22 protein-coding genes and 1 other RNA gene are annotated in these 24,099 nt (G+C 70.0%); 6 read left to right on the top strand and 17 right to left on the bottom strand.

Annotation, left to right across the window (positions count from 1 at the left end):
* Positions 1–21: 21 nt before the first annotated feature.
* The 4 genes from BU124_RS08455 to BU124_RS08440 form a co-directional block, all read right to left on the bottom strand.
* Entirely contained in the window at positions 22–918 is an 897-nt protein-coding gene (locus BU124_RS08455) for a DMT family transporter (RefSeq protein WP_245831650.1), read from the bottom strand.
* Between the two features lie 177 nt (positions 919–1,095).
* Positions 1,096–1,701, bottom strand: coding sequence for a LysE/ArgO family amino acid transporter (locus BU124_RS08450; protein WP_084862662.1), 606 nt, complete (start codon positions 1,699–1,701; stop codon positions 1,096–1,098).
* A 48-nt stretch (positions 1,702–1,749) separates the two neighbouring features.
* A complete protein-coding gene (locus BU124_RS15140) occupies positions 1,750–3,708 on the bottom strand; it encodes a tetratricopeptide repeat protein (RefSeq protein WP_179141888.1) in 1,959 nt (652 codons plus the stop codon).
* Positions 3,709–3,984: 276 nt separating this feature from the next.
* Entirely contained in the window at positions 3,985–4,734 is a 750-nt protein-coding gene (locus BU124_RS08440; protein WP_084862657.1) for a YebC/PmpR family DNA-binding transcriptional regulator, read from the bottom strand.
* A 178-nt stretch (positions 4,735–4,912) separates the two neighbouring features.
* Here BU124_RS08440 and BU124_RS08435 point away from each other — a divergent pair, with 178 nt between their 5' ends.
* From BU124_RS08435 to BU124_RS08425, 3 genes are read left to right on the top strand one after another with little or no spacing between them, the layout of a single operon-like run.
* Entirely contained in the window at positions 4,913–5,659 is a 747-nt protein-coding gene (locus tag BU124_RS08435) for a 1-(5-phosphoribosyl)-5-[(5-phosphoribosylamino)methylideneamino]imidazole-4-carboxamide isomerase (protein WP_084862655.1), read from the top strand.
* Positions 5,660–5,712: 53 nt separating this feature from the next.
* Entirely contained in the window at positions 5,713–7,491 is a 1,779-nt protein-coding gene (locus tag BU124_RS08430; protein ID WP_084862652.1) for an SLC13 family permease, read from the top strand.
* A gap of 3 nt (positions 7,492–7,494) precedes the next feature.
* Complete coding sequence (locus BU124_RS08425) at positions 7,495–8,223, top strand: glutamine amidotransferase (protein ID WP_084862650.1); 729 nt, start codon at positions 7,495–7,497, stop codon at positions 8,221–8,223.
* On the opposite strand, the gene BU124_RS08420 is transcribed toward BU124_RS08425, so the two are convergent.
* The 5 genes from BU124_RS08420 to mgtE form a co-directional block, all read right to left on the bottom strand.
* Positions 8,220–9,122: a DMT family transporter gene (locus BU124_RS08420; RefSeq protein WP_143529926.1), complete on the bottom strand. Its 903-nt coding sequence runs from the start codon at positions 9,120–9,122 to the stop codon at positions 8,220–8,222. The two genes, BU124_RS08425 and BU124_RS08420, sit on opposite strands and share 4 nt — an antisense overlap.
* Positions 9,119–10,900, bottom strand: a complete 1,782-nt coding sequence (locus BU124_RS08415; RefSeq protein ID WP_084862645.1) for an SLC13 family permease — start codon at positions 10,898–10,900, stop codon at positions 9,119–9,121. Before BU124_RS08415 ends, BU124_RS08420 begins: the two co-directional genes overlap by 4 nt.
* A complete protein-coding gene (locus tag BU124_RS08410; protein WP_084862643.1) occupies positions 10,897–11,712 on the bottom strand; it encodes a TIGR00282 family metallophosphoesterase in 816 nt (271 codons plus the stop codon). The genes BU124_RS08415 and BU124_RS08410 overlap by 4 nt, the downstream gene beginning before the upstream one ends.
* A 243-nt stretch (positions 11,713–11,955) precedes the next feature.
* Positions 11,956–12,516, bottom strand: a complete 561-nt coding sequence (locus BU124_RS08405; RefSeq protein WP_084862641.1) for a 5-formyltetrahydrofolate cyclo-ligase — start codon at positions 12,514–12,516, stop codon at positions 11,956–11,958.
* A complete protein-coding gene (gene mgtE / locus BU124_RS08400; protein ID WP_084862639.1) occupies positions 12,513–13,886 on the bottom strand; it encodes a magnesium transporter in 1,374 nt (457 codons plus the stop codon). The genes BU124_RS08405 and mgtE overlap by 4 nt, the downstream gene beginning before the upstream one ends.
* Positions 13,887–14,032: 146 nt before the next feature.
* On the opposite strand from mgtE, the gene guaD reads away from it, so the two are divergent.
* A complete protein-coding gene (gene guaD / locus BU124_RS08395; RefSeq protein WP_084862637.1) occupies positions 14,033–15,352 on the top strand; it encodes a guanine deaminase in 1,320 nt (439 codons plus the stop codon).
* Positions 15,353–15,457: 105 nt separating this feature from the next.
* Here guaD and rpmG read toward each other — a convergent pair whose 3' ends face one another.
* A complete protein-coding gene (gene rpmG / locus BU124_RS08390) occupies positions 15,458–15,625 on the bottom strand; it encodes a 50S ribosomal protein L33 (RefSeq protein ID WP_039682682.1) in 168 nt (55 codons plus the stop codon).
* Positions 15,626–15,828: 203 nt separating this feature from the next.
* Between rpmG and ppsA the strand changes: the two genes are divergently transcribed.
* A complete protein-coding gene (gene ppsA, locus BU124_RS08385; protein ID WP_084862634.1) occupies positions 15,829–18,201 on the top strand; it encodes a phosphoenolpyruvate synthase in 2,373 nt (790 codons plus the stop codon).
* A 71-nt stretch (positions 18,202–18,272) separates the two neighbouring features.
* Here ppsA and rnpB read toward each other — a convergent pair.
* The 7 genes from rnpB to BU124_RS08350 form a co-directional block, all read right to left on the bottom strand.
* Positions 18,273–18,685: RNase P RNA component class A (rnpB, locus tag BU124_RS08380), an RNA gene on the bottom strand.
* 11 nt (positions 18,686–18,696) lie between these two features.
* Positions 18,697–19,377 (bottom strand): N-acetylmuramoyl-L-alanine amidase, encoded by a 681-nt coding sequence (locus BU124_RS08375; RefSeq protein ID WP_179141887.1) that lies wholly within the window; start codon positions 19,375–19,377, stop codon positions 18,697–18,699.
* A gap of 8 nt (positions 19,378–19,385) precedes the next feature.
* On the bottom strand, positions 19,386–20,090 hold the full coding sequence (locus BU124_RS08370; RefSeq protein ID WP_245831649.1) for a hypothetical protein: 705 nt from the start codon (positions 20,088–20,090) through the stop codon (positions 19,386–19,388).
* 70 nt (positions 20,091–20,160) lie between these two features.
* Positions 20,161–21,633 carry an Asp-tRNA(Asn)/Glu-tRNA(Gln) amidotransferase subunit GatA gene (gene gatA, locus BU124_RS08365; protein ID WP_084862632.1) on the bottom strand — a complete coding sequence of 491 codons (1,473 nt, stop codon included), beginning with the start codon at positions 21,631–21,633 and terminating at the stop codon, positions 20,161–20,163.
* Positions 21,633–21,920, bottom strand: a complete 288-nt coding sequence (gatC, locus tag BU124_RS08360) for an Asp-tRNA(Asn)/Glu-tRNA(Gln) amidotransferase subunit GatC (protein ID WP_084862630.1) — start codon at positions 21,918–21,920, stop codon at positions 21,633–21,635. The genes gatA and gatC overlap by 1 nt, the downstream gene beginning before the upstream one ends.
* Before the next feature lie 34 nt (positions 21,921–21,954).
* A complete protein-coding gene (locus tag BU124_RS08355) occupies positions 21,955–22,611 on the bottom strand; it encodes a ceramidase domain-containing protein (RefSeq protein ID WP_084862628.1) in 657 nt (218 codons plus the stop codon).
* Positions 22,612–22,746: 135 nt separating this feature from the next.
* Positions 22,747–23,208, bottom strand: coding sequence for a nucleoside deaminase (locus tag BU124_RS08350; RefSeq protein WP_084862626.1), 462 nt, complete (start codon positions 23,206–23,208; stop codon positions 22,747–22,749).
* A gap of 123 nt (positions 23,209–23,331) precedes the next feature.
* Between BU124_RS08350 and BU124_RS08345 the strand changes: the two genes are divergently transcribed.
* A partial coding sequence (locus tag BU124_RS08345) for a pseudouridine synthase (RefSeq protein WP_143529925.1) occupies positions 23,332–24,099 on the top strand: 768 nt, incomplete at its 3' end.

Here is a 24,099-nt window from a genome sequence, read left to right as displayed (position 1 = left end):
CGGCCCGACTGCGAGTCCCGATCAGGGCCGCGGCCCCGTGGGCGGCGGCGTCACCACGCGCCGCGCCCGCGCCTCGCGCCACGAGATGAAGCTGACGGCGGCGACGATGACCACCCCGCCCAGGATCACCCAGGGGTCGACCCCCTCGCCGAAGACCGCCGCGCCGAGGATCACCGACCAGACCAGCTGCAGGAAGGTCACCGGCTGCGTCACGGTCAGCGGCGCGGCGGCGAAGGCCAGCGTCATGGTGTAATGCCCGGCGGTGGCGAAACAGGCGACCGCGAAAAGCCATAGCAGCTGCGCGCCCGTGACCGGCACCCAGACGGCCCAGGCGAAGGGGGCCAGCCCGATGGTGACGGTGATCGAGAGCATGCCGACGATCACCGCCGCCGAGACCTCGCCCGACAGCCGCTTGGTGATCATGTAGCCCGCCGCGAAGGCCATCGCGGTAAAGACCATCGCCAGGTGACCCGCGTTCAATTCGCGCAGTCCCGGGCGCAGGATCACGAGCGCGCCGATCAGCGCCATGACAACGGCGGCCAGCCGCCGCGGCGGCAGGTCCTCGCCCATGAACAGCGCCGCCCCCAGGGTGACGTAGACCGGGTTCATATAATTCATCGCCGTGACCTCGGCGATGGGAATGCGCGTCATCGCGTAGAACCACAGGATGACGGCCACGGTGTGCGCCGCCCCGCGCAGGGTGAAAAGCCGCAGCTGCCGAAAGGTCAGCCGCGCGCGCCGTATCGGCCGGATCATCGGCAGCACGAAGACCAGCCCCAGCAGGTAGCGCAGAAAGGCCGACTGCGCCGCCGGGATGGCATCCCCCACGTGCTTGACCAGCGCGGTGACGGCGACGAAGTTCAAGCCGGTGAGGATCATCCAGACGATCCCCGCAAGGGGGCGGTGCTGCTGTGGCATCGTGCCAGATGATCCGACTCCGGCGGGGGTGGCAAGGGGGCTTTGCCCCCTCTGCCCCACGGTATTTGACACCCAAAGAAACCCGGTGCGTGCTGGAAACGGGTACCGGATTTCGCGCCCGCAGGTGCTGTCCTCGGGTGCAGGATGGGTCGCCTGACACCGAGGTGGGCGGCGCCGTCAGTGCCCGAACAGCAGACCGGCCGCGATGGCCCACATGACGCCGCCGATCAGGGCCTCGAGCCACTGCCAGGCCCGCGGCCGGGTCATCAGCGGGGCGAGCAGCCGCGCGCCGTAGCCCAGCGCGAAGAAGAAGACGAAGGAGGCCGCCACCGCACCGGCCCAGAACGCCGGAGCATGGTCGGTGTGGCGCGCGGCCACCGCGCCGATCAGCACCACGGTGTCGAGGTAGACATGCGGGTTGCCCCAGGTGATCGCCAGGCAGAACAGCACCGCGGCCCGCCGGCTGGTCGCGGCGCCACGCGCTGGGTCCAGCGCGGCACCGCCGATCCAGGCGCGGCGAAAGCTCAGCGCGCCGTAAACCAGCAGGAACGCCGCCCCCAGCCAGCGCATCAGAGGGGCCAGCCCCGGCAGCCAGGCGGCCAGCGCGGCAAAGCCGAAGACGCCCAGGCTGATCAGGATCGCGTCCGAGACGGCGCAGGTCAGCACGATGGGCAGGACGTGTTCGCGCCGCAGCCCCTGGCGCAGGACAAAGGCATTCTGCGCCCCGATGGCGAGGATCAGGGACAGCCCGAGGCCGAAGCCGGTGGTGAAGGCGGCGATCATCCCCCGCGCCTAGCCCGGCCGGCGCCGGCGGGCAAGCCGCCCCGCCGCTCAGCCCGCCGGGGGCTGGGGGTAGTGCCGGGCCGTGGCCTGCCTCTCTGCCCAGTCGAGGCCGAATTCGTCCGCCAGCGCCCGCGCCTCTTTCTGGCAGCGGGTGGTATCCTGCCCCGCCGCCGCGCGCACCAGCAGGCAGGAGATCAGCCAGCCCGCCGAAGTGCGCAGGTCGGGGTGGTCCGGCTCGGCCTCGAAGGCCCGGCGCCGGATATCCACCGCCTCTTGCAGTAAGGCCTCGGCCGCGTCGGCCCGCCCAGCCCGCAGCCACTCCGCCCCGGTGTTCATTGCACCGATGGCGATTCGGGTGTCGCCAGTGGGCAGGGTCTTGCGGTCGATCGCAAGCGCCGCCGCGTAAAGCCGCGCCGCTGCCCCGCCGCGCCCCTGCGTGCGCCGCAGCGCGCCAAGGTTGTTCAGACTCGCCGCCACCGGCTCTGCCCACCGCCCGTGCAGCCGGCGGCGCAGGGCCAGCCCCCGCTGCGTCATCTTGATCGCCTCCGGCAGGTGGTCCCGCTGCCCCGCCTGCGCCATGGCGTGCAGGATATGGCCAAGCTGATCGTAGCTTGCGGCGAGGGTCGCGCTGCCGGGCTGGTGCGTCTCTTTCAGGTCAACCGCCACCCGCATCTCGGCCACCGCGCCCGCCCGGTCGTTCGCGTTCAGCCGATGCAGCGCCAGGTTGTGCCGCGCCGCCGCAAAGTTGGGGTGATCCGCGCCATAGAGCGCCCTCGCAAGCTCGACCCCAGCCTTGGCCAGGTCCAGCCCGCCCTCATAATCAGCGATCGCGTTCACGAACAACCCGGCCTGGTTCAGCAGGAAGCCCAGCGCGTCCCCCCGCGGTGCCACGCCCGTAGCCCAAAGCGCGCGGACATGCGGCGTCAGCCGGCGGCAGAGGGGCCAGTTGGCGCTGTCCTGCACGTCATACGGATACACTGCCGCCAGCAGCTCGGTGGCGGTGCGCGCCGCGCCATCCTCGGCCTGCAGCGCGCGCAGCGCCGCGGCGGTCATCCGGTGCATCGTGTGCCCCCCGTCCGCCCGGCCGGGGCGGGCCAGCAGCGAGGCATCGACCAGCGCCTGGAACGCCGCCGCGACGCGCGCGGGGTCGGAGACCAGCGCGCCCGTCTCGTCCGAGACATCTTGTTTGACAGCATCCCATTGCGCCCCGTCCGGCGCGCCGGTCAGCAGGTCGGGGGTCAGCCCCTCGGGCGCCCAGTGGGCCAGCACCCCGGCCACCGCCCTTGCGTCGGCACCCAGGCTGTCATGGCTCAGCTTGACCGCGCCGATCACGCTGTCGGGGTAGGCGTCGTTCTTTGGGGCCTGCGCGATCACCTCTGTAATGCGCGTCTGGTAGGTGGCGAAGGCGTAGCCCTCGGTGCGGATCAGCGCGCCGGCCACCACCAGCGCCAGCGGCAGCCCGCCCAGCGCCGCGGCCAGATCGCGCGCGCCGGCGGCGTCGTCGCGGCGCCCCGCCGCCTCCATCAGCACGCGCACCGCGGCGCTGTCCTCTGTGTCGTAGTCCAGCGCGTGGGCCTGCACCGCCGCGAAGCCGGCCCAGCCGGTGGCCGCCCGCGTGGTGACGATCAGGTGCCCCGGCGGGACGAGGTTCTGGATGGTGGCGTAGTCGGGCGCGTTGTCGTAGATGGCCAGCCAGTCGCGCCCGTCCTGCCCCATGGCGGCGATCACCGCCTGCCCCTGCTGCACCAGCGTCAGGTTGTCGAGCGTCACGCCCAGGTGCGGGGCCAGCCCGGCCAGCGCCTCGGCCAGCGCGCCCTCGGTCTCGGCCGTGGCCCAGACGATGCCGGTGTAGCGCTTGGCGTAAACCTCGGCGTAGTGGCGGGCCAGCGTCGTCTTGCCGACGCCGCCCTGCCCCTGCAGCACCGCGCCCGGGTTGACGATCGCCGCATCGCCCTTCTCGGCCAGTCCCGTGCGAAGGTCGGCCAGTTCCTGCCCCCGCCCCCACACCGCACGCGTCAGCGGCGGCAGGCCGTGGTCAATGCGAGGCGGCCTTGCCGGAAAGAGCCATCGGGCGGCGCGCCACAACCGGCCGGGAACGCCCAGCAAGAACGCGAGCACCGCCACTGCGGCAGACAGAATGATCCAGCCTTCCAGCGGTAACCATGATTTAAGGATCTCGATCAAACCGGCCTCTTGAAACTGCCGGTTGTCATGACACCACATCCCCGCCGGGGTTTCCAGACGCCGGACTGGCGGGCGGGCCTCGCGTTCCGACCACCGGCCCTATTCGGCGGCGTAGGCCTCCAGCACCGCGTCGGGGGCCTCGAAATTGGTGGTCACGTTTTGAACGTCGTCGTCGTCCTCCAGCGCCTCGACCAGTTTCATCACCTTCTGCAGGCCTTCGAGGTCCACCGGCGTGGTGGTCTGGGGCCGCCAGACCAGCTTGGTCGACGTGGCCTCGCCCAGCTGGTCCTCCAGCGCGGTGGAGACATCGTTGAGGTCGGTATCCACGCAGAGGATGACGTGCCCGTCCTCGGTGGTTTCGCAATCCTCGGCCCCGGCCTCGATCGCGGCCATCATGACCGTGTCGGCATCGCCGGCCTCGGGCGGGTAGAGGATCTGGCCCTTGCGGTCGAACATGAAGCTGACAGAGCCGGTCTCGCCGAGGTTGCCGCCGTGCTTGGAAAAGGTCGAGCGCACGGTCGAGGCGGTGCGGTTGCGGTTGTCGGTCATCGCCTCGACGAGCACGGCCACGCCGCCGGCGGCGTAACCCTCGTAGCGGATTTCCTCGTAATCCTCGGCATCGCCGCCCTGCGACTTCTTGATGGCGCGGTCGATCACGTCCTTGGGCACCGATTGCGACTTGGCCTCCTTGACGGCCAGGCGCAGGCGCGGGTTCTTCTCGGGGTCGGGGTCGCCCATGCGGGCGGCGACGGTGATCTCCTTGGCGAGCTTGGAGAAGAGCTTGGACCGCGCGGCGTCCTGGCGCCCCTTGCGGTGCTGGATGTTTGCCCATTTGGAATGGCCGGCCATGCTGTCCCCCGACGGTGTCTGCTGTCTGGCCGCCGTCATACCCAAGCCGGCGGCGCTGGGCAATGGCACGCGCCGACCGGCGCGGTCACGACCCGCGGGATGCCGCTTTCGGCCTATCGTCGCGAGCCGGGCGCCGTTACGCTCGGGCGAGGATCACGCGAACGGGAGGGAGGACCCCATGCAGATCTACCCGACACTCCAATTGCAGGACGGCCGCTGCGTCTCGCTCAGCCGGGGCGCGCTGGACAACCCGGCGATCTGGCATGTCGACCCGGTCGAGGTTGCGCGAGATTTCGCCGAGAAGGCCCGCTGGGTCCATGTCACCGATTTCGATGCCGTCGCCCGCGGCGAGACCGACAACAGCGCGCTGATCGAACAGATCATCCGCACCGTGCCCGGCTCGGTGCAGCTGGGCGGCGGCATGCGCACCATGGATCGCATCACCCGCTGGATCGACGCCGGCGCCGCCCGCGTCGTCATCGGCCAGACCGCGCTGGTCAATCCTGACCTGGTCAAGGAGGCCGCCCTTGCCTATCCAGACCAGATCGTGCTGGCGCTGGACGTCTACCAGGGAAAGGTCATGTCCCGGGGCTGGCGCGACACCACCGTCTTTGACCCGCTCGACGTGCTGGGCTGGTTCGAGAATGACGCGCTCGCGGCCATCGTCGTCACCGACATCGACGCCGACATCGAGGAGACCGAGGCCTCGGTCTCGCTCGTCACCCGGGTGGCCGAGGCGTCGCGCACGCCGGTCATCGCCCGCGGCACGATCAGCAGCCTCGACGACATCAGCCGGCTGAAATACGTCCCCCAAATCGCGGGCACGGTTATCGGCCGGGCGCTGTTTTCCAAGGCCATCGACCTGCAGGAAGCCGTGAATCTGGCCGCGCCGGAACCCGAGGAGACCGTGGCGCCCTTCGTCTGAGCGGGACGCGACAGGCGATTGCCGCCGCCGCGCGGGGGCAATAGGGTCCGCGCATGACGACGGACCAGGCCCTTCTGTTCGCCCTCTTCGGGGTGATCTTCGCGCTGCTGCTCTGGGGGCGTATCCGTTACGACATCGTCGCTTTCGGCGCGCTGATGGTCGCCGTGGCGGGCGGGCTGGTCGAGGCGCAGGCCGCCTTTTCCGGTTTCGGCCACCCGGCCACGATCATCGTCGCGCTGGTGCTGATCGTCTCGGCCGGGCTGGTGCGCTCGGGCGCGGTCCACCTCATCACCCGGACCATGATCGACAGCACCCGCCGCCTGGGCGCGCATATCACCATCATGGGCGGGATCGGCGGGGTGCTGTCCGCCTTCATGAACAACGTGGCCGCGCTGGCGCTGCTGATGCCGGTGGACATCCAGACCGCGCGCCGCGCGGGGCGCAGCCCGGGCCAATCGCTGATGCCGCTGAGCTTTGCCACCATCCTGGGCGGCATGGCCACGCTGATCGGCACACCGCCCAACATCATCATCGCCTCCATCCGCGAGGACCGCCTCGGCGCGCCCTTCGCCATGTTCGACTTCGCCCCCGTGGGCGCGGTCGTCGCCCTGGCCGGGCTGGCCTTCGTGGCGCTGATCGGCTGGCGCCTGATCCCGGCGCCGGACGCGGCCACCGCCGGGGCCGTGGCCGACAGCTATGCCGATTACCTGGCCGAACTGATCGTGCCGACCGACAGCAAGCTGATCGGCCAGCGCCTGGGCGAGCTGTACGAGACGGCCGAGAAGAACGACGTGGCTATCCTCGGCCTGATCCGCGACGGCAAGCGCCGCTACGGCGCCGCGGCCAACGCGGTGCTGCGCGGCGACGACATCCTTGTGCTGGAGGCCGCGCCGGGGCCGCTCGACGAATTCCGCAGCGCGCTCTCGCTTAAGTTCACCACCAAGGATCACGCCGACAAGCTCGAGGCCGCGGGCGACGGGCTGGCGCTCATCGAGGTCGTGGTCCCCGAGGGCGCGCGCATCGCCGGCAAGACCGCCCAGGCGGTCGGGCTGCTCTGGCGGCACCAGACCGTTCTGCTGGGCATGTCGCGCAAGGGACGCGCCATCCGGACCCAGATGCGCAAGACGAAGGTCCAGCCCGGCGACATCCTGCTGCTGCTGGCCCCCTCGGCCCGGGCCGCGGACGTGGCCGATTGGCTGGGCTGCCTGCCGCTGGCCGACCGCGGGCTTTCGGTGACCGCCGACAGCAAGATGTGGCTGGCCATCGCCACCTTTGCCGCGGCCGTCGCGGCGGCCGCCTTCGGACTGGTCGACCTGCCGGTGGCGCTGGGGATCGTGGTGACGGTCTATGCCCTGACGCGCATCGTGCCGCTGTCCGAGATCTACGATCACGTCGAATGGCCGGTGGTGGTCCTGCTGGGGTCGATGATCCCGCTGGGCGGCGCGCTGGACCAAGCGGGCGGCACCGCGCTGATCGCCGAGGCCCTCACGGGGCTGGCCGCGGACCTGCCGGCCTGGGCGATCCTCGCCCTGCTAATGGTGGTGACCATGACGCTGTCGGACGTGCTCAACAACACCGCCACCACCATCGTCGCCGCCCCTGTGGGTATCGAGATGGCGCGCACGCTGGGGGTGTCGCCCGACCCGTTCCTGATGGCGGTGGCGGTGGCCGCCTCCAGCGCCTTTCTCACGCCCATCGGGCACAAGAACAACACGCTGATCCTCGGGCCCGGCGGCTACGGGTTCGGGGATTACTGGCGCATGGGTCTGCCCCTTGAAATCCTGATCGTGGCGGTGTCTATCCCGGCCATCCTGATCGTCTGGCCGCTGTAATCCATGCCCAAGCCCTTCCTGATCCTGCAACTGCGCCCCGAGACCGAGGCGAGCGACGACGAATTCGCCGCGCTGCTGCGCAAGGGCGGGTTGCGCCGGGACCAAGCCCACCGCGTCCGGCTGGACCGCGAGGCCCTGCCCGCGGGCCTGGACCTGTCCGACTATGCCGGCGTCATCGTCGGCGGCGGGCCGGGCTGCGTCAGCGACGCGCCAGGCGACAAGTCGCCCGAGGAGGCGCATATCGAGGCCGCCTGCCTGTCGCTCATGCCCGAGATCACCGACCGCGACATCCCCTTCATGGGCTGCTGCTACGGCATCGGCATCCTCGCGCATCACCTCGGCGCCGAAGTGTCGAAAGCCCGCTACGGCGAACCCGTGGGCGCCGTGACCTGCCGTGTCGTGGGGGATGACCCGCTGCTTGACGGTCTGCCGGGCGTTTTCGAGGCCTTCGTCGGCCACAAGGAGGCCGTGCAGCACCTGCCGCTGGGCGCGGTGCACCTGCTGGAAAGCGGCCCCTGCCCGTTCCAGATGATCCGGCACGGGCGAAACGTCTATGCCACCCAGTTCCACCCCGAGGCCGATGCCGGCGTTTTTGAGACCCGTATCCGCATCTACAAGGACCGCGGCTATTTCCCGCCCGAAACCGCCGACGACCTGATCGCCATGTGCCGCACCGCGGATGTGACCGTGCCCGAACGCATCCTGCGGAACTTCGTCGCCCGTTATGGCTAGGCGCGCCGGGCGATCCGCCGGTCGCGCTGCCCGCGTGCCAGCAGCCACAGGTTGCTAACCACCATGGCGCCCAGCACGATGGCCCCGCCGATCAGCGTCCGCGGGCCCGGGTCCTCGCCCAGCACCCACCAGACCAGCAGCGGGCCAAAGACGGCCTCGAGCAGCATCAGCAGCCCGACATCGGCGGCCGGCAGGTAGCGCGGCCCGGTCGTCAGGCAGGCAAAGGCCACCGGCACGACCCAGAGCCCCATCAGCCCCATCCAGACCCGGTCGCCTGCGGGGATCATCACCGTCGGCGCCAGAACGGCCGCCGCTGCCCCTGCCAGCAAGGCGCCGACCCCCATGGCGGGTACCATGGACCGGCCCTTCTGGAACCGCGCGATCGAGAAGGTCACCGCGATCGCCATCGCGGCCCAGAGCGCGGCAAGGTCGCCGCCGATCCGGCCGCCGCCTGCGCCCAGCGACCCGCTGGCGATCACGGCGATGCCCACCAGCGTGGCGGCGATGGTCAGCACCGTGCGCAGGCCCACGGCCTCTTTCAGGACAAAGCGCGCGATCAGCGCCGCGAAAATGGGCGAGGTCGCCAGCAGGAACAGCGTGTTGGCCACAAGCGTGTGCGTGGCCGAATAGACGAAGGCGATATTGCCCGACCCGTAGACCACTGCCATGGCGACATCCGCCCGCGTCGGCCGCATGAGGGGGCGCAGGCCGCGCCCGCGCGTCACCACGGCAACGCCGACCAGCACCGCCGCCCCGCTGAGCGTGCCGCGCCAGAACAGCTGCGCCCAGTGGTCGGCCGCGATCAGCCGGATCAGCAGCGTGTCGGGCGAGATCACCAGCACCCCGAACAGGGTGATCAGGAACCCGCGCAGGTAGTTGGACATCCCCGGCGCCGTCATAGCGGGAACACCCGCGGAATCACCGCCGAGGCCAGCAGGCCGACGCTGAGGTTGAGCGGAATGCCCACACGCAGGAAATCGGTAAACCGATAGCCGCCGGGGCCGTAGACCAGTGTGTTGGTCTGGTAGCCGATGGGCGTGGCGAAACTGGCCGAGGCGGCGATCATCACCGCCACCACCAGCCCGCGCGGGTCGATCCCAATGGCCTGGCCCAGGCCGATGGCGACGGGGGTGACGACCACGGCGACGGCGTTGTTCGACACCAGTTCGGTCAGCACGCTGGTCAGCAGGTAGATGGCCCAGACGATCAGGAACGGCGGCAGGGTCTGCAGCGCCGGCGCGATGGCATCGACGATCAGTTCCACCGCGCCCGAAGCCTGCAGCGCCGCGCCGATGGCCAGCATGGCGAAGATCAGCGCCAGCAGCCGCCCCTCGACGAAGGAAAACGCCTCCTCGGCGTCGATGCAGCCCGTCACCAGCACCACCGCCACGGCCACCACCGCCAGCGGCAGGATCGGCGCCACGCCCGCCGCCGCCAGCGCCACGATGGCCAGCAGCGCCCCCACCGCGATGGGGGCATGCCCGCGGCGGAATTCCTTGGCCGAAGGGGTGGAGACATCGACAAGCTCCTGGTCGTCGGCCAGGCGCTTGATGTCCTCCGGCGTGCCCTCGAGCAGCAGCGTATCGCCCACCCGCACGGTCAGGTCGTCCAACTGGCGGCCGATGTTCTGGCTGCGCCGGTGCACGGCCAGCACGTAGACGCCGTAGCGGCGGCGCAGGCGCAGCGCGCCCAGCCGGCGGCCCACCATCTTGCAGCCCGGGGTGATCAGCGTCTCGACCGTCTGGGTTTCCACCGCGCTGACCTGGTCCACCCGGCGCAGCGACTTGTTGCGCTGCAGGCTGAGCAGCTCGGTCATGGCGGTCCGCAGGACAACCCGGTCACCGACCTGCAGTTCGACCCCGTCGAGGTTGCGCCGCAGCGAGGTATCGCCGCGAATCACGTCGATCAGGCGCACCCCCTCGCGCTTGAACAACTGCACGCCCAGCACCTCGCGGCCGATCAGGTTGCTCTCGGGGGGGATGACGGCCTCGGTGAAGAACCGCATCCGCGAGCGGTCGGACAACAGGTTGGCCATGCTGTCGCGGTCGGGCAGCAGGCGCGGCGCGATCAGCGTCAGATAGACCAGTCCCCAGCCCACCACCACCAGCGCCACCGGCGTGACCTCGAAGATGGTGAAGGGGGCCAGGCCCTGTGTGCGGGCCACACCGTCCACCAGCAGGTTCGTCGAGGTGCCGATCAGCGTCAGCGTGCCGCCCATGATCGCGGCATAGCTCAGCGGGATCAGCAGCTTGGAGGCCGACAGCCCGAGCGTGCGCGCCAGCTGCACGAAGACCGGGATCATCACCACCACCACGGGGGTGTTGTTCATGATCGCGCTGGCCAGCAGCACGAAAGCGAAGACCAGCACCATGGTCTGGCGCGGGTGGCTGCGCACCCGCCGGTCGGCCAGCGTGGTCAGCGCGTCCAGCGCGCCCGTGCGCACCAGCGCACCCATGACAAGGAACATCGCCGCGATGGTCCAGGGCGCGGGGTTGGACAGCACCGCCAGCCCGGCGTCCTGAGGCAGGATGCCGGTGGCCAGCATCAGCGCCACGCCGGCGATGGCCACGACTTCGGTGGGATAGGTCTCGCGCGTGAAGGCCACGAACATGCCCAGAACGATCGCCAGGGTCAGGATCGCGTCGACGTTCGGGCCAAGTCCCAGAAGGTCGATCATTCCGGGCCCGCGGGCGTCAGCCGTCCGCCCTCGCGGACCGGGGCGACCCGCGTCGCCTTGCCGGTGCGGTCGTCGGTTTCCACGTATAGCCCCGAGAGCGTGGCCGCGCCGATCGCGGGCTCGAACCGCGCCTTCGGCATGCCGGTGATAAAACGGCGCAGGGGTTCGTCCTTCTGCATGCCGATGACGCTGTCGTAATCGCCACACATGCCCGCGTCGGTCTGGTAGGCCGTGCCCCCGTTCAGGATCTGGGCATCGGCCGTGGGCACATGCGTATGGGTGCCGACGACGACGCTGGCGCGGCCGTCACAGAAATGGGCCATCGCCATCTTCTCCGAGGTCGCCTCGCCGTGCATGTCGACCAGCGCGGCATTGACCGCGCCGCCCGGGGGATGGGCCTTGAGAACGGCCTCGACGGCCGAGAACGGATCGTCGAAGGGCCGCTTCATGAAGACCTGGCCCAGTACCTGGGCCACCAGGATCCTGCGCCCGCCGGGCACCTCGAAGACCCGCGCGCCGCGGCCGGGCGCGGCCTTGGCGTAGTTCAGCGGCCGGATGATGCGCGGCTCGGACTCGCAGACCTGCAGCATATCCTTCTGGTCGAAGGCATGATCGCCCAGGGTAATCACATCCGCCCCCGCGTCGAGAAGCAGCCGCGCGTGATCGCCACTCAGCCCCATGCCGTTGGAGGCGTTCTCGCCGTTGACCACGACGAAATCCAGCCGCAGCCGGTCGCGCAAGCCCGGCAGGCCCTCGCTGACCGCCCGGCGACCGGCCCGGCCCATGACGTCGCCAAGAAAAAGAACTCTCATGCCCGCCTAGAGACCAAGCCGCGCCAGCAGAGGCAAGCGTTTTCAAAGGGTGTGGCTACGCCACGCAGGTTTGTTTCGGCGTCGGCTGCGCCGCCACCTGCGGGCTCAGGGGGCTTTCCGCCCCCTCTGCCTTCGGCATTCACCCCCGACGGTATTTGAACCCCGAAGAAACTGCGGGGCGGCATCTTCTGGCCGGAAATATCCCGGGGTGAATTGGCCGAAGGCCAAGAGGGGCAGCGCCCCTCACGCCCCGTCCGGCACGATCACGCCCTCTTCCGTGATGATCAGGTCGAGCGGCTGGTCTGTGGGCTCCAGCGGCAAGTCGGACTGTTCCTGGGCGGCATAGGCAAAGCCGATTGCCTGGGTGGGACGCTGGGCGCGCAGGGCTTCAATGGTGCGGTCGTAGAAGCCACCGCCGTAGCCCAGCCGCCCGCCCCGGCGCGAGAAGGCGACCAGCGGCACGATCAGGACCTCGGGCTCGATCCAGGCACCGGTTTCGGGGATCCGGGCGCCGAAGTCGCCCTCGATCATGGGGCACCCCGGGGTCCATTCGCGGAACTGCAGGCGCTGGCGCTGCCCCATGATCACCGGCACGCAGACCGGGCCGTGGGCGGCCGCGTCTTCCATGGCAGGGGTCGGGTCGATCTCGGTGCGCATGGCCATGTAGCCGGCCAGCGGCACGCCGCGGTGCTCGGCCAGCGCCCGGCGCAGGTGCGCGGCCGTGCCCGCGCCGCTGTCGTGGGCCCGCTTGCGGGCGGCGAAGGCGGCCTTGCGCGCCGCGGCCTTGCGCGCCTCGAGCGTCACAGCAGGATCACCGCGGCCAGCCCGAGGAAGGCGAAGAAGCCGACAACGTCCGTCACCGTTGTCACAAAGGCCCCCGAGGCCAGCGCCGGGTCGATGCCCATGCGGTCGAGCAGGATGGGCACCACCGTGCCCGCCAGCCCGGCCACCACGAGGTTGATGACCATGGCCAGGGCAATAACCACGCCCAGCAGCGGCTGGCCGAACCAGGCCCATCCGACCGCACCCATGACCAGCGCAAAGATCAGCCCGTTGATCAGGCCGACCAGCATCTCGCGGCGGATGACGCGCAGCACGTTGGCGCCGGTCAGGTCCTTGGTGGCGATGGCGCGCACCGCCACCGTCAGCGATTGCGTGCCCGCGTTGCCCCCCATCGAGGCGACGATGGGCATGAGCACCGCCAGCGCGACCAGCCCGGCGATCACGTCCTCGAACAGGGCGATGACGAGCGAGGCGAGGATCGCCGTCACCAGGTTCACGGCCAGCCAGGGCAGCCGCCGCCGCGTGGTCGCGCCCACGCGATCGGACAGGCTGCCCTCGCCCACGCCGGCCAGGCGCAGGATGTCCTCTTCGTGTTCCTCATCGAGCACGGCCATGGCGTCGTCGATGGTGATGATGCCCACCAGCCGGTCGTCGGCGTCCACCACCGGGGCCGAGATCAGGTGATACTGGTTGAAGGCATAGGCCACGGCCTCTTCGTCCTGGTCGATGCGGAAGGTCCGAAAGCTGTCCTCGGTCAGCTCGGTCAGTTTCGTGGCGCGCGGCGCGCCCAGCAGCCGGCCGAGGGCGACATAACCCTCGGGCTTCATGCGCGGATCGACCAGCACCACGTGGTAGAACTGTTCGGGCAGGGCGTCGTGACTGCGCAGGAAGTCGATGGTCTGGCCCACGGTCCAGTGGACGGGCGCGCGCACGACCTCCACCTGCATCAGTCGGCCGGCGGAGTCCTCGGGGTAGCTGAGCGCGGTTTGCACGGCGAGCCGGTCGGGCGCCTCGAGCGCGTCCAGCACGGCCTCCTGCCGGCCGCTGTCCATGTCCTCGACCAGGTCGACAACGTCGTCCGATTCGAGATCGCGCACGGCAAAGGCGAGGGCCTCGGGGGGCAGCGCGGCGATGACGTCCTCGCGCAGGGTCTCGTCGAGCTCCGACAGGACATCGCCGTCGACACCGTGATGCCACAGGTCCAGCAGGGTGGCGCGATCGCGGTCGTCGATCTGTTCCAGCAGGTCGGCGATGTCGGCGGGGTGCAGCGGCGAAAGGGTCTCGTCCAGCGCCTGCCGGTCGCCCGCCTCCACCGCCGCGAGGATCGCCGCGACCATGCGGTCGGTCAGCTGGTCGGCCTCGCCCTCGATGATCTCGGTGGTGTCGGACATTATGCCCCCCGTCGCCAATGGCCGGAGCATAGAGAAAGCCCGCCGGCCCTCAAGCCCTCTCCTGCGGCGGTTTCGCCTCGAACCGAAAGCTCTCTCTTGCGCGCGGGTGATGGACCCCGCTGCCGGCCCTGTCTAGTTTGGATCGCATGCGTGACGAACTGCTTCTCGGCCAGGTGCTGACCTTCTCGGATGACCCGTTCAGCGCGGGCTGGCAGGCGGCGGCGCACCACAGCGCGCGCGGCGGCGTCCTGATCCGCGCGGGGCGCATCGCCGCCACGGGCGCGGCCGACGACCTGCGCCGGACCCACCCCCACGCGCCGGTGAGCGATTACGGCGAGGCGCTGATCCTGCCGGGCTTCGTGGATGCGCACATGCATTACCCCCAGACGGGCATGATCGCCAGCTGGGGCAAGCGGCTGATCGACTGGCTGAACACCTATACCTTTCCCGAGGAGATGCGCTTCGGCGACCCGGGGTATGCCCGGGCGCAGGCGGACCTGACGCTGGACCTAGCCCTGGCGCATGGCACCACGACGCTGGCCAGTTTCTGCACCGTCCACCCCGAAAGCGTGACCGCGGTTTTCGAGGCGGCCGAGGCGCGCGGCATGGCTGTGGTCGCGGGCAAGACCTGCATGGACCGCAACGCCCCCGACGCGCTGCGCGACACGGCCCAGACCGCCTATGACGACAGCAAGGCGCTCCTTGAAACCTGGCACGGGCGGGGCCGCGCGACCTATGCCATCACGCCGCGGTTCTCGCCCACCTCGACGCCCGACCAGCTGGCGGCCCTGGGCGCGCTCTGGGCCGAGCATCCCGACTGCCTGATGCAGACCCACCTGAGCGAACAGACCGACGAGGTCGCCTGGGTGCGCGCGCTGTTCCCGCAGGCGCGCGACTACCTGGACACATATGAGGCGCACGCGCTACTGGGCGCGCGCGGGCTTTACGGCCACGCCATCCACCTGGAGGCGCGCGAGATCGACCGGCTGGCGGAGGTGGGCGCGGCGGCGGTCCATTGCCCGACATCGAACACCTTCATCGGCTCGGGGCTGTTCGACACGGCCGGCCTCAAGGCGCGCGGAATACCGGTGGGCCTGGCCACGGACACCGGCGGCGGGTCCAGCTTTTCCATGCTGCGGACCATGGCCGCGGCCTACGAGATCGGCCAGCTGCGCGGCACAGCGCTGCACCCGGCACATCTGCTGTGGCTGGCGACCGAAGGCGCGGCTCGGGCGCTGCACATGGGCGGACAGATCGGCACGCTGGCGCCCGGTGCCCATGCCGATATCTGCGTGCTCGACTTGGCCTCCACCCCGGCCATCGCCCAGCGCAGCGCACGCGCCGAGGATATCTGGGAGGCGCTCTTTCCCACCCTCATGATGGGCGACGACCGCGCCGTGCGGGCAGTGAGAGTGGCCGGCGTGCCGCTGCAGGGTGCTGTATCGACAGCCCCGGGATCAGCCTGACCGTTGCGCCCGCCCCGGCACGTAACTGGCCTGCAGGGGCGATGTTAACGCAAAAGGCCGCGCTCTCGCGGCGCGGCCCTGTCGGTGCGGATGCGGCAGGATCGCTTACTTGATCTTGCCTTCCTTGTACTCAACGTGCTTGCGCGCGACCGGGTCGTATTTGCGCACCACCATCTTCTCGGTCATGGTGCGGGCATTCTTTTTGGTCACGTAGAAATGCCCGGTCCCCGCGGTGGAGTTCAGGCGGATCTTGATGGTGGTCGGCTTCGCCATTGTCGTCTCTCCTGGTCCGCGGGCCACAGGGGCCGCGCGTGAAATTCGATAGAAGCCTGCCTTCTACCGGCTTCATGAGGCGAGTCAACCGCCAAAGCGGGCGACCTCGGCCCCGATCCGCGCTGTCCGGGCGCATGACCTGGATCAAGGCGCGGCCCCGCGACGCCCGGCATCGTTCCCGCGAAACGCGACAGGAGGACGGCATGGCCGACAACGTGATCTGGTTCGAACATCTGCGCCGCGGCGACGTGGCCAAGGTGGGGGGAAAAAACTCCTCACTGGGGGAAATGGTGCAGGAGCTGGGCGGCCGGGGAATTGCCGTGCCTGGCGGCTTTGCCACCACATCCGACGCGTATCGCGCCTATATTTCCCACAACGACCTGGGCGCGCGCATCGCCGCCGAGATGGAAGCGCTGACCGCCCACAAGATCACCCTGGCCGAGGCGGGCACCCGCGTCCGCGCCATGATCGTGGGCGGCGACTGGCCCGCGCAGGTGCTGGCGGATATCCGCGCGGCCTACGTCGAGATGGCCCGCCGCACCGGGCAGGACGCGCCCTCGGTCGCGGTCCGGTCCTCGGCCACCGCCGAGGACCTGCCCGACGCCTCCTTCGCGGGCCAGCAGGAAACCTTCCTCAACGTAACAGGCGAGGCCGCGCTGCTGGCGGCCTGCAAGCGCTGCTATGCCTCGCTCTTTACCGACCGGGCGATCAGCTATCGCACCGTCCAGGGCTTCGACCACATGGAGGTGGCGCTGTCGATCGGCGTGCAGCAGATGGTGCGCGCGGACACCGGCGGGTCGGGGGTGATGTTCTCGCTCGATACCGAATCCGGCTTCGACAAGGTCGTGCTGATCAACGCCGCCTGGGGGCTGGGCGAAAACGTCGTGCAGGGCGCGGTGACGCCGGACGAATACATGGTCTACAAGCCGCATTTGGCCAATCCCGATCTGTTGCCCATCGTCGAACGCAGCCTCGGCGCGAAAGAGATCAAGATGATCTACGCCGAGGACGGCAAGGCGGTGAAGAACGTGAAAACCTCGAAGGCCGAGCGCGGGGCATTCGTCCTCTCCGAGGCCGAGACGGTGGCGCTGGCCCGCATGGCCGCCACCATCGAGGATCACTATGGTTGCCCGATGGACATGGAATGGGCGCGCGACGGCGACACCGGCGAGCTGTTCATCGTCCAAGCCCGGCCCGAAACCGTGCAGAGCCGCGCCGGCGCCGGCGCGCTCAAGTCCTACGAGATCGCGGACAAGGGTCCGGTCCTGACGACGGGCCTGTCCGTCGGCGGGGCGATTGCCAGCGGCCCGGCCTGCCTGATCGAAAGCCCCGCCGACATCGAGAATTTCATCGACGGCGGCATCCTCGTCACCGGCACCACCGATCCCGACTGGGTGCCGATCATGAAACGCGCCAGCGCCATCGTCACCGACCACGGCGGGCGCACCAGCCATGCCGCGATCGTCAGCCGCGAACTGGGACTGCCGGCCATCGTCGGCACCGGCGACGCCACCCATGTGCTGCACGACGAACAGGTGGTCACGGTGTCCTGCGCCGAGGGCGAGGAGGGCTATGTCTACGACGGCCGTGCCAGCTTCCATGTCGAGGAGATCGACCCGGGCCAGATGCCCGAGACGCAGACCAAGGTGATGTTCAACATGGCCAATCCCGCGGCCGGGTCGCGCTGGTGGCGCCTTCCGGCCGATGGCGTCGGGCTCGCCCGGATGGAATTCGTGGTCAACAACGCGATCAAGGTGCACCCGCTGGCGCTGACCCGCTTCGAGCAGGTCACGGACGCCGCTGCCCGCGACCGAATCGAGGCGCTGACCGCGGCCTACCCGACCAAGCCCGACTACTTCATCGACCAGCTGGCAACGGGCCTCAGCCGCATTGCCGCCGTCCACTACCCCGACCCCGTCATCGTGCGCATGTCGGATTTCAAGACCAACGAATATGCCGCGCTGCTGGGCGGGGCGGGGTTCGAGCCGGACGAGGAGAACCCGATGATCGGCTGGCGCGGGGCCTCGCGTTACTACTCGGAGGACTACAAGGACGGTTTCGCGCTGGAATGCGCGGCCATCGCCAAGGCGCGCGGCCTCAAGGGGTTCGACAACATCATCATGATGATTCCCTTCTGCCGCTCGCCCGAGGAAGCCGACCGCGTTCTGCAGGTCATGGCCGAGAACGGGCTGGAACGCGGCCGCGACGGCCTGCAGGTCTACGTGATGTGCGAGATCCCCGCCAACGTGATCCTGGCCGAAGAGTTCGCGAAACGCTTTGACGGCTTCTCGATCGGGTCCAACGACCTGACCCAGCTGACCCTCGGCGTGGATCGCGACAACGAGAACCTTGCCCATGTCTTCCGCGAACGCGACCCGGCGGTGCAGCGGATGATTCAAGAGGTCATCACCCGCGCCCACGCGGCCGGGGCCAAGGTCGGGTTCTGCGGGCAGGCGCCCTCGAACGACCCGGAGTTTGCGGAATTGCTGGTGGGATACGGGATCGACTCGATCTCGGTCACGCCGGATGCCTTCCAGGCCGTCAAGAGGAACGTCGCGAAAGCGGAGGGGAAATAGGCGCAGCGACCGGCTGGCCGACGCCAACCGCCCCTGCGCAGGCGTTCAGTCGCACCTCCGTGCGATTGAACGGGCGCGAAGGGCCTGTAAGCCGGATTCTGTTCCCCGGGTTGCCCCGGTTTGATGACCATTCCTCTGGGGGCACCGTTGCCGATGCCCTCTGGCTGCCAACCCGGATCCCGAGGGCCAAGGCGGCCCCTGCGGCGGTCTGCCAAACGGCAGCTCTCCCGCGGCGGGATCCCTATTCGGCATTGCTCCCGGTGGGGCTTGCCATACCGGCGATGTTGCCATCCCCGTGGTGGGCTCTTACCCCACCGTTTCACCCTGGCCGCGCGCTGCGCGGTGGTCTGTTCTCTGTGGCGCTTTCCGTCAGGGCCGGCGCGAACACCGGCCCCGCCCGGGCGTTACCCGGCACCGTGCCTTGATGGAGTCCGGACTTTCCTGGACCGAGCCGAAGCCCGGCCCCGGCCATCCGGCCCTTCGCGTGCGCGACACCTAGGCACTGGCCGGCCCCCGGTCAACGGGAAAGCGACCGGCAAGCTCGGCGGCGAGCGCACAGTCCAGGCCATCGAGTGGTCCGTCGTGCCCTGCGCGATGCCGCAACCGGAACGCGGCCAGCAAGGCCGCGTCGCTTGCCGGGGCGGTATAGCCGATCCGGCGCAAGTCGCGCCGGAACCCGCCCCCGTCGAGGGGGGCAGGCGCGCCCGCGCGCGCCGGCGCCGCCGCCAGGCCCGACCGGGCGAGACGGGCCCAGTCAAAGCGTGGGCCGGGGTCTATCTTGCGCCCGGGCGCACAGTCGGAATGGCCGATCACGCCCTCGGGCGGAATGGCCCAACGGGCCAGTATCCCGGCGAGCAAACCCTCCAGCGCGTCCATCTGCGCCGCGCCGAAGGGCGCGGTGCCCGAATTGGCCAGTTCGATCCCGATGGCGTGCGAATTGACGTCGGTGATCGCTCCCCAGGCCCCGGCCCCGGCGTGCCAGGCGCGCTTGTCCTCGGGCACGAGGGCGTCGACCGCCCCCGCCCCGGAAACAAGGTAGTGCGCCGAAACCTGCGACTCCGGGGTGCACAGCCAGTCGCGCGCCGCGCCGCAGTCGGCCATCGCGGTGTAGTGCAGCACCACCAGCACGGGCCGCGCCCCACCGCGCCGGTCCCCGAAATTGGGCGAGCGGGCCACCGCGCCTATCAGTTGCCGCCAGCCAGAGTGCGGAACGGGCTCGGGTCCCAGCCGCAGGCGAAGCCGTCGCCGTCGGGGTCAAGACCCAGCCGGTCGCGCTGGGGCCCGCCCCGGGCCAGGAAATCGCGCTGCGCGGCGTCGGGCGTGTTGTACTTGGCGCAGTTGCGCTGAAAGCGGCTCTCGCTGAACAGCCCCGCGCGGGAATAGACCGGCTCGCCCTTGTCGTTCGGCGCGTCGAGCGCGAACTGCACGATATTGGGGCCACCGTCGCGCGGGCGTTGCGGCAGGGCCGTCGGCTCAACCACCTCGTAGGCGGCGGCCTGGCGTTCGCGGCGCTCGGCGTCGCTCTCGATGGTTTCGCGCGCGGTGACGGCCTCGAAATCCTGCTCGTCCGAAATCCCGGGGTTGGCGGCGAGGTCACTGGCGGCAGGCACGTCCGACCCGCCCTCGGGCTGGGCCTCCGCGCCCTCTCCGATACCGGCATCGGCCAGGTCCGTGGTCGATATCGCCGCATCGGCATCGCCGCCAGCGGCCCCGGCACTGGCGTCAGCATTGCCGCCATCCGGCATCGCCGCCTCGGCGCGGGCCTCGCCGCGCAGGGCGGCCTCGCGCCGCGCGCGCTCCAACTCGTAAGCGCCATAATCGGAAAACCCGACGCCGCGGCCACTGTCGGGGATTTCGGGGCTACAGCCGATCAGCGCGGCCAGTGCCATCCCTGCCGCCAGTCTCCTGCCCGTTGTCATCGCCATACGCCTTTTCCCAATCCGGGTCGGACCCGCTCGTCTACCACCAACGCGCCGGTTTGGCCACGAACCCGGCCGCCTGTTCCAGCGCGTAGGCGGTATTCAGCAGATCGCCCTCTTCCCAGGGCCGTCCGATCAGTTGCAGACCCAGCGGCAGACCCTGCGCGTTCAGCCCGGCCGGCACACTGATCCCCGGCAGACCGGCCAGGTTCACGGTGACGGTGAACACATCGTTGAGATACATCGCCACCGGGTCCGCCTCGGCCATCTCGCCCAGCCCGAAGGCGGCCGAGGGTGTGGTGGGCGTCAGGATCGCGTCGACACCCTCGGCAAAGACCGCCTCGAAGTCGCGCTTGATCAGGGCGCGCACCTTGCGGGCGCGGTTGTAGTAGGCGTCGTAGAACCCGGCCGACAGGACGTAGGTACCGACCATGACGCGGCGCTTGACCTCTGGGCCGAAGCCCTCGGCGCGGGTCTTCTCGTACATCTCGGCGATGCCGTCGCCCTCGTCCAGCGCGGCGCGGTGACCGAACCGCACCCCGTCATAGCGGGCCAGGTTGCTGGAGGCCTCGGCCGGGGCGATCACGTAATAGGTGGGCAGCGCGTACTGGGTGTGCGGCAGGCTGATATCGACCAGCCGGGCGCCGGCGTCTTCCAGCATCGCACGGCCTTCGGCCCAGAGCGCCGCGATTTCGTCGGGCATGCCCTCCATGTGGTATTCACGGGGGATGCCGATGGTCTTGCCGCGGATGTCGCCGGTCAGCATGGCCTCGAAATCGGGCACGGGCCGGTCGGCGCTGGTGCTGTCCTTGGGGTCGTGCCCGCACATCGCCTGTAGCAGGATCGCCGCGTCGCGCACGTCCTTGGTCATCGGCCCGGCCTGGTCGAGCGAGCTGGCAAAGGCGACGATCCCCCAGCGCGAGCAGCGCCCGTAGGTCGGCTTGATCCCGGTGATCCCGGTAAAGGCCGCCGGCTGACGGATCGAGCCGCCGGTGTCGGTGCCGGTCGCGCCAAGGCACAGGTCGGCGGCCACGGCCGCGGCCGACCCGCCCGAGGAGCCGCCCGGCGTCAGCCTGCGGTCACCCACCGTCCAGGGGTTCACCGCATCGCCGTAGACGGACGTCTCGTTGGACGAGCCCATGGCAAACTCGTCCATGTTGAGCTTACCCAGCATGACTGCGCCGGCCTCCAAGAGGTTCCGGCTGACGGTGCTTTCGTATTCCGGCTTGAAACCATCCAGGATCTTAGAGGCCGCCTGGCTGGCCACCCCCTTGGTGCAGAACAGGTCCTTGATGCCCAGCGGGATGCCGTTGAGGGCGCCGCAGTCCGGGCGCGCGTCGGCCGCCCGGGCCTGCTCGAGCGCCAGGTCGGGCGTGTCGTGGACAAAGGCGTTCAGCGCGCCGGCCGCGTTGATCTCGGCCAGGCAGGCCTCGGTCAGTTCGACGCTGGTCACCTCTCCCTTGCGCAGCGCCTCGCGGGCCTCGGCGATCTTCAGTTGGCTCAGCTCGGGCATCACTCGACCACCTTGGGCACGGCGAAGAACCCTTCGCGGGCATCGGGGGCGTTGGCCAGCACCTTGTCCTGTTGGTCGCCGTCGGTGACGACATCCGCGCGCCGCGTGAGGCGCTGCGGGGTTACCGACGTCATCGGCTCAACGCCGTCCACGTCCACCTCCTGCAGCTGCTCGATGAAGCCGAGGATCGCGTTGAATTCCCCGGCCAGCGCGGGCAGCTCGTCCTCCGCGACCCGGATGCGGGCGAGATGGGCCACCTTGCGGGCGGTTTGCGTGTCGATGGACATGGGGGCGCACTCCCTTTTTGCGGTGCGGCCCGCTTTAGCGCCCCGCTGCGCGGCCTTCAAGCATGTGGCGGCGGTATATCTCGATCATCCAGCCCAGCATCACGGCATTGAGAAGATGCCAGAACAGATGCGTGCCCACGGGAAAGGCGGCGCAGAGCGCCTCGTCGAGGCTGCGCGCGGTGATCGACAGGCTCAATAGTGCCGCCCCCACCGCGAAGCCACGCACGAGCGCCGGGAACCTGTGGCGCAGGATCGCGCCGTAGATCACCAGCAGGATCGGCACCGTCCAGTAGAAGGACGACACCCCGAAGAAGGGCACGTCGCGCAGCACCACGGTGACCCCGGCCGCGTAGGGCAGGAACCCGGCCGTGGCCAGCCCCGCCGCCCAGCCGGGCCAGGCCAGCACGTCGCGGTGCACCGCGAAAAGGTAGAGCAGGATGAACCCGAGGATCGGCAGCGTATCGGCCATGGCCGCCCATACCGTGGCCAGCGTGTGGAACAGGAAACTGCCGATGCCGATGGCGAAGAGAACCCCCGCCAGCGCCCGGGCCATTGGCACCCCGGCGCTGCGGTGCCACATGATGAGCGCCGCCACCAGGAAGGCGAGGTTCGTCAGCGCGTTCACGGGCTCGGCCCAGAAGCTGAAATCGAGCCGCTCGCAATAGCCGTCGATCTGGTCGGTCAGGTCCATGGTGCGGCTCCGTAATGTCGCTCCACGAAAACTAGCGTGAACGCGGAACAGACCCAAGCACGAGAAACCGCGACCCACGGCGCATCACGGATTTAGCGCGCGGGCGGCGCGTCGACGCGCCGCGACGCGTTTTCCTTAAAACGCGTCGCCGCCCCGCCGGTCGGCGAAGAAGGCGCGCAGCAACTGAGCGGCCGCCGTCGCGCCGATGCCGTCGTAGACCTCGGGGGCGTGGTGGCATTGCGGATGGGCGAAGACCCGCGCGCCCTGGGCCACGCCGCCGGATTTCGGGTCTGCCGCGCCGTAGTAGAGCCGGGCGATGCGGGCAAAGGAGATCGCCGCGGCGCACATCGGGCAGGGCTCCAGCGTGACGTAGAGATCGCAGCCCGCCAGCCGGTCGCGGCCCAGCGCGGCGCAGGCGGCGCGGATCGCCAGAACCTCGGCGTGGGCGGTGGGATCGGCCAGTTCCCGCGTGCGGTTGCCCGCGCGGGCCAGGACCGTACCGTCGCGCACCACCACCGCACCCACCGGCACCTCGCCGCGGGCGGCCGCGGCGCGGGCCTCTGCCAGGGCGGCGTCCATGTGGCTGCGAAAGGGCATGACCCTTGATCGGGCGGCAGGCCCGGCTTGGCAAGGGCGCGACACGCGTTTTTTGCCAGGATGAAGACGCGACAAGGCGCGGGGCGATTGCCTAGCACGCCGCGGGCCACTAAGCCCGTGGCCATGTCCGATCCCGCGTCCCCGTCCGGCGAGCGTATCGCCAAGGTTCTTTCGCGCGCCGGCGTCGCCTCGCGCCGCGCGGCCGAGCGCATGATCGCCGCCGGTCGCGTCGCCGTGAACGGCACGCGCATCGACAGCCCCGCGCGCAACGTGACCCCGGCCGACAGGGTCACGGTGGATGGCAAGCCCGTATCGGAGCCCGAGCCGCCGCGCGTCTGGCGCTATCACAAGCCCGCCGGGCTGGTGACCAGCGCCCGCGACGAGCGGGGCCGCGAGACGATCTTCGACGCCCTGCCCGCGGACATGCCGCGGGTCATGAGCGTCGGCCGTCTGGACCTGAATTCCGAGGGCCTACTGCTGCTGACCAATGACGGCGGGATCAAGCGCCGCATGGAACTGCCCAGCACCGGCTGGCAGCGCCGCTACCGGGTGCGGGTCAAGGGCACACCGGACGAGGCCGCGCTGGACAGGCTGCGGGCGGGCATCACGGTCGAGGGCGTGCACTACCAGCCCATGACCATCACGCTGGACCGCACGCAGGGCGCCAATGCCTGGCTGACAGTGTCGATACGCGAGGGCAGGAACCGGGAAGTGCGCCGCGCGATGGAGGCCATCGGCCTGGCCGTGAACCGGCTGATCCGGGTCAGCTACGGCCCCTTCCAGCTGGGCAGCCTCACACCCGGCGCGGTGGAAGAACTGCGCCCGCGCGTGGTGCGCGACCAGCTGGGGCTGGACGCGGAAACCACGCGCGGGCGCAACCGCAAGCGCCCG

The organism is Salibaculum halophilum (assembly GCF_002094885.1).
GTDB lineage: Bacteria > Pseudomonadota > Alphaproteobacteria > Rhodobacterales > Rhodobacteraceae > Salibaculum > Salibaculum halophilum.
This window is presented reverse-complemented; position numbering and strand designations above follow the sequence as displayed.

Bases quoted from the DNA above. Each gene is read 5' to 3' on its own strand.
- rpmG (WP_039682682.1), bottom strand. From the start codon at position 15,625: ATGGCGAAGCCGACCACCATCAAGATCCGCCTGAACTCCACCGCGGGG.
- gatA (WP_084862632.1), bottom strand. From the start codon at position 21,633: ATGCCCGAGCTGAGCCAACTGAAGATCGCCGAGGCCCGCGAGGCGCTG.
- BU124_RS08410 (WP_084862643.1), bottom strand. From the start codon at position 11,712: ATGAGAGTTCTTTTTCTTGGCGACGTCATGGGCCGGGCCGGTCGCCGG.
- BU124_RS08455 (WP_245831650.1), bottom strand. From the start codon at position 918: ATGCCACAGCAGCACCGCCCCCTTGCGGGGATCGTCTGGATGATCCTC.
- BU124_RS08425 (WP_084862650.1), top strand. From the start codon at position 7,495: ATGCCCAAGCCCTTCCTGATCCTGCAACTGCGCCCCGAGACCGAGGCG.
- mgtE (WP_084862639.1), bottom strand. From the start codon at position 13,886: ATGTCCGACACCACCGAGATCATCGAGGGCGAGGCCGACCAGCTGACC.
- BU124_RS08370 (WP_245831649.1), bottom strand. From the start codon at position 20,090: ATGGCACTGGCCGCGCTGATCGGCTGTAGCCCCGAAATCCCCGACAGT.
- BU124_RS08450 (WP_084862662.1), bottom strand. From the start codon at position 1,701: ATGATCGCCGCCTTCACCACCGGCTTCGGCCTCGGGCTGTCCCTGATC.
- BU124_RS08420 (WP_143529926.1), bottom strand. From the start codon at position 9,122: ATGACGGCGCCGGGGATGTCCAACTACCTGCGCGGGTTCCTGATCACC.
- BU124_RS08415 (WP_084862645.1), bottom strand. From the start codon at position 10,900: ATGATCGACCTTCTGGGACTTGGCCCGAACGTCGACGCGATCCTGACC.
- BU124_RS08435 (WP_084862655.1), top strand. From the start codon at position 4,913: ATGCAGATCTACCCGACACTCCAATTGCAGGACGGCCGCTGCGTCTCG.
- gatC (WP_084862630.1), bottom strand. From the start codon at position 21,920: ATGTCCATCGACACGCAAACCGCCCGCAAGGTGGCCCATCTCGCCCGC.
- guaD (WP_084862637.1), top strand. From the start codon at position 14,033: ATGCGTGACGAACTGCTTCTCGGCCAGGTGCTGACCTTCTCGGATGAC.
- BU124_RS08430 (WP_084862652.1), top strand. From the start codon at position 5,713: ATGACGACGGACCAGGCCCTTCTGTTCGCCCTCTTCGGGGTGATCTTC.
- BU124_RS08350 (WP_084862626.1), bottom strand. From the start codon at position 23,208: ATGCCCTTTCGCAGCCACATGGACGCCGCCCTGGCAGAGGCCCGCGCC.
- ppsA (WP_084862634.1), top strand. From the start codon at position 15,829: ATGGCCGACAACGTGATCTGGTTCGAACATCTGCGCCGCGGCGACGTG.
- BU124_RS08355 (WP_084862628.1), bottom strand. From the start codon at position 22,611: ATGGACCTGACCGACCAGATCGACGGCTATTGCGAGCGGCTCGATTTC.
- BU124_RS08440 (WP_084862657.1), bottom strand. From the start codon at position 4,734: ATGGCCGGCCATTCCAAATGGGCAAACATCCAGCACCGCAAGGGGCGC.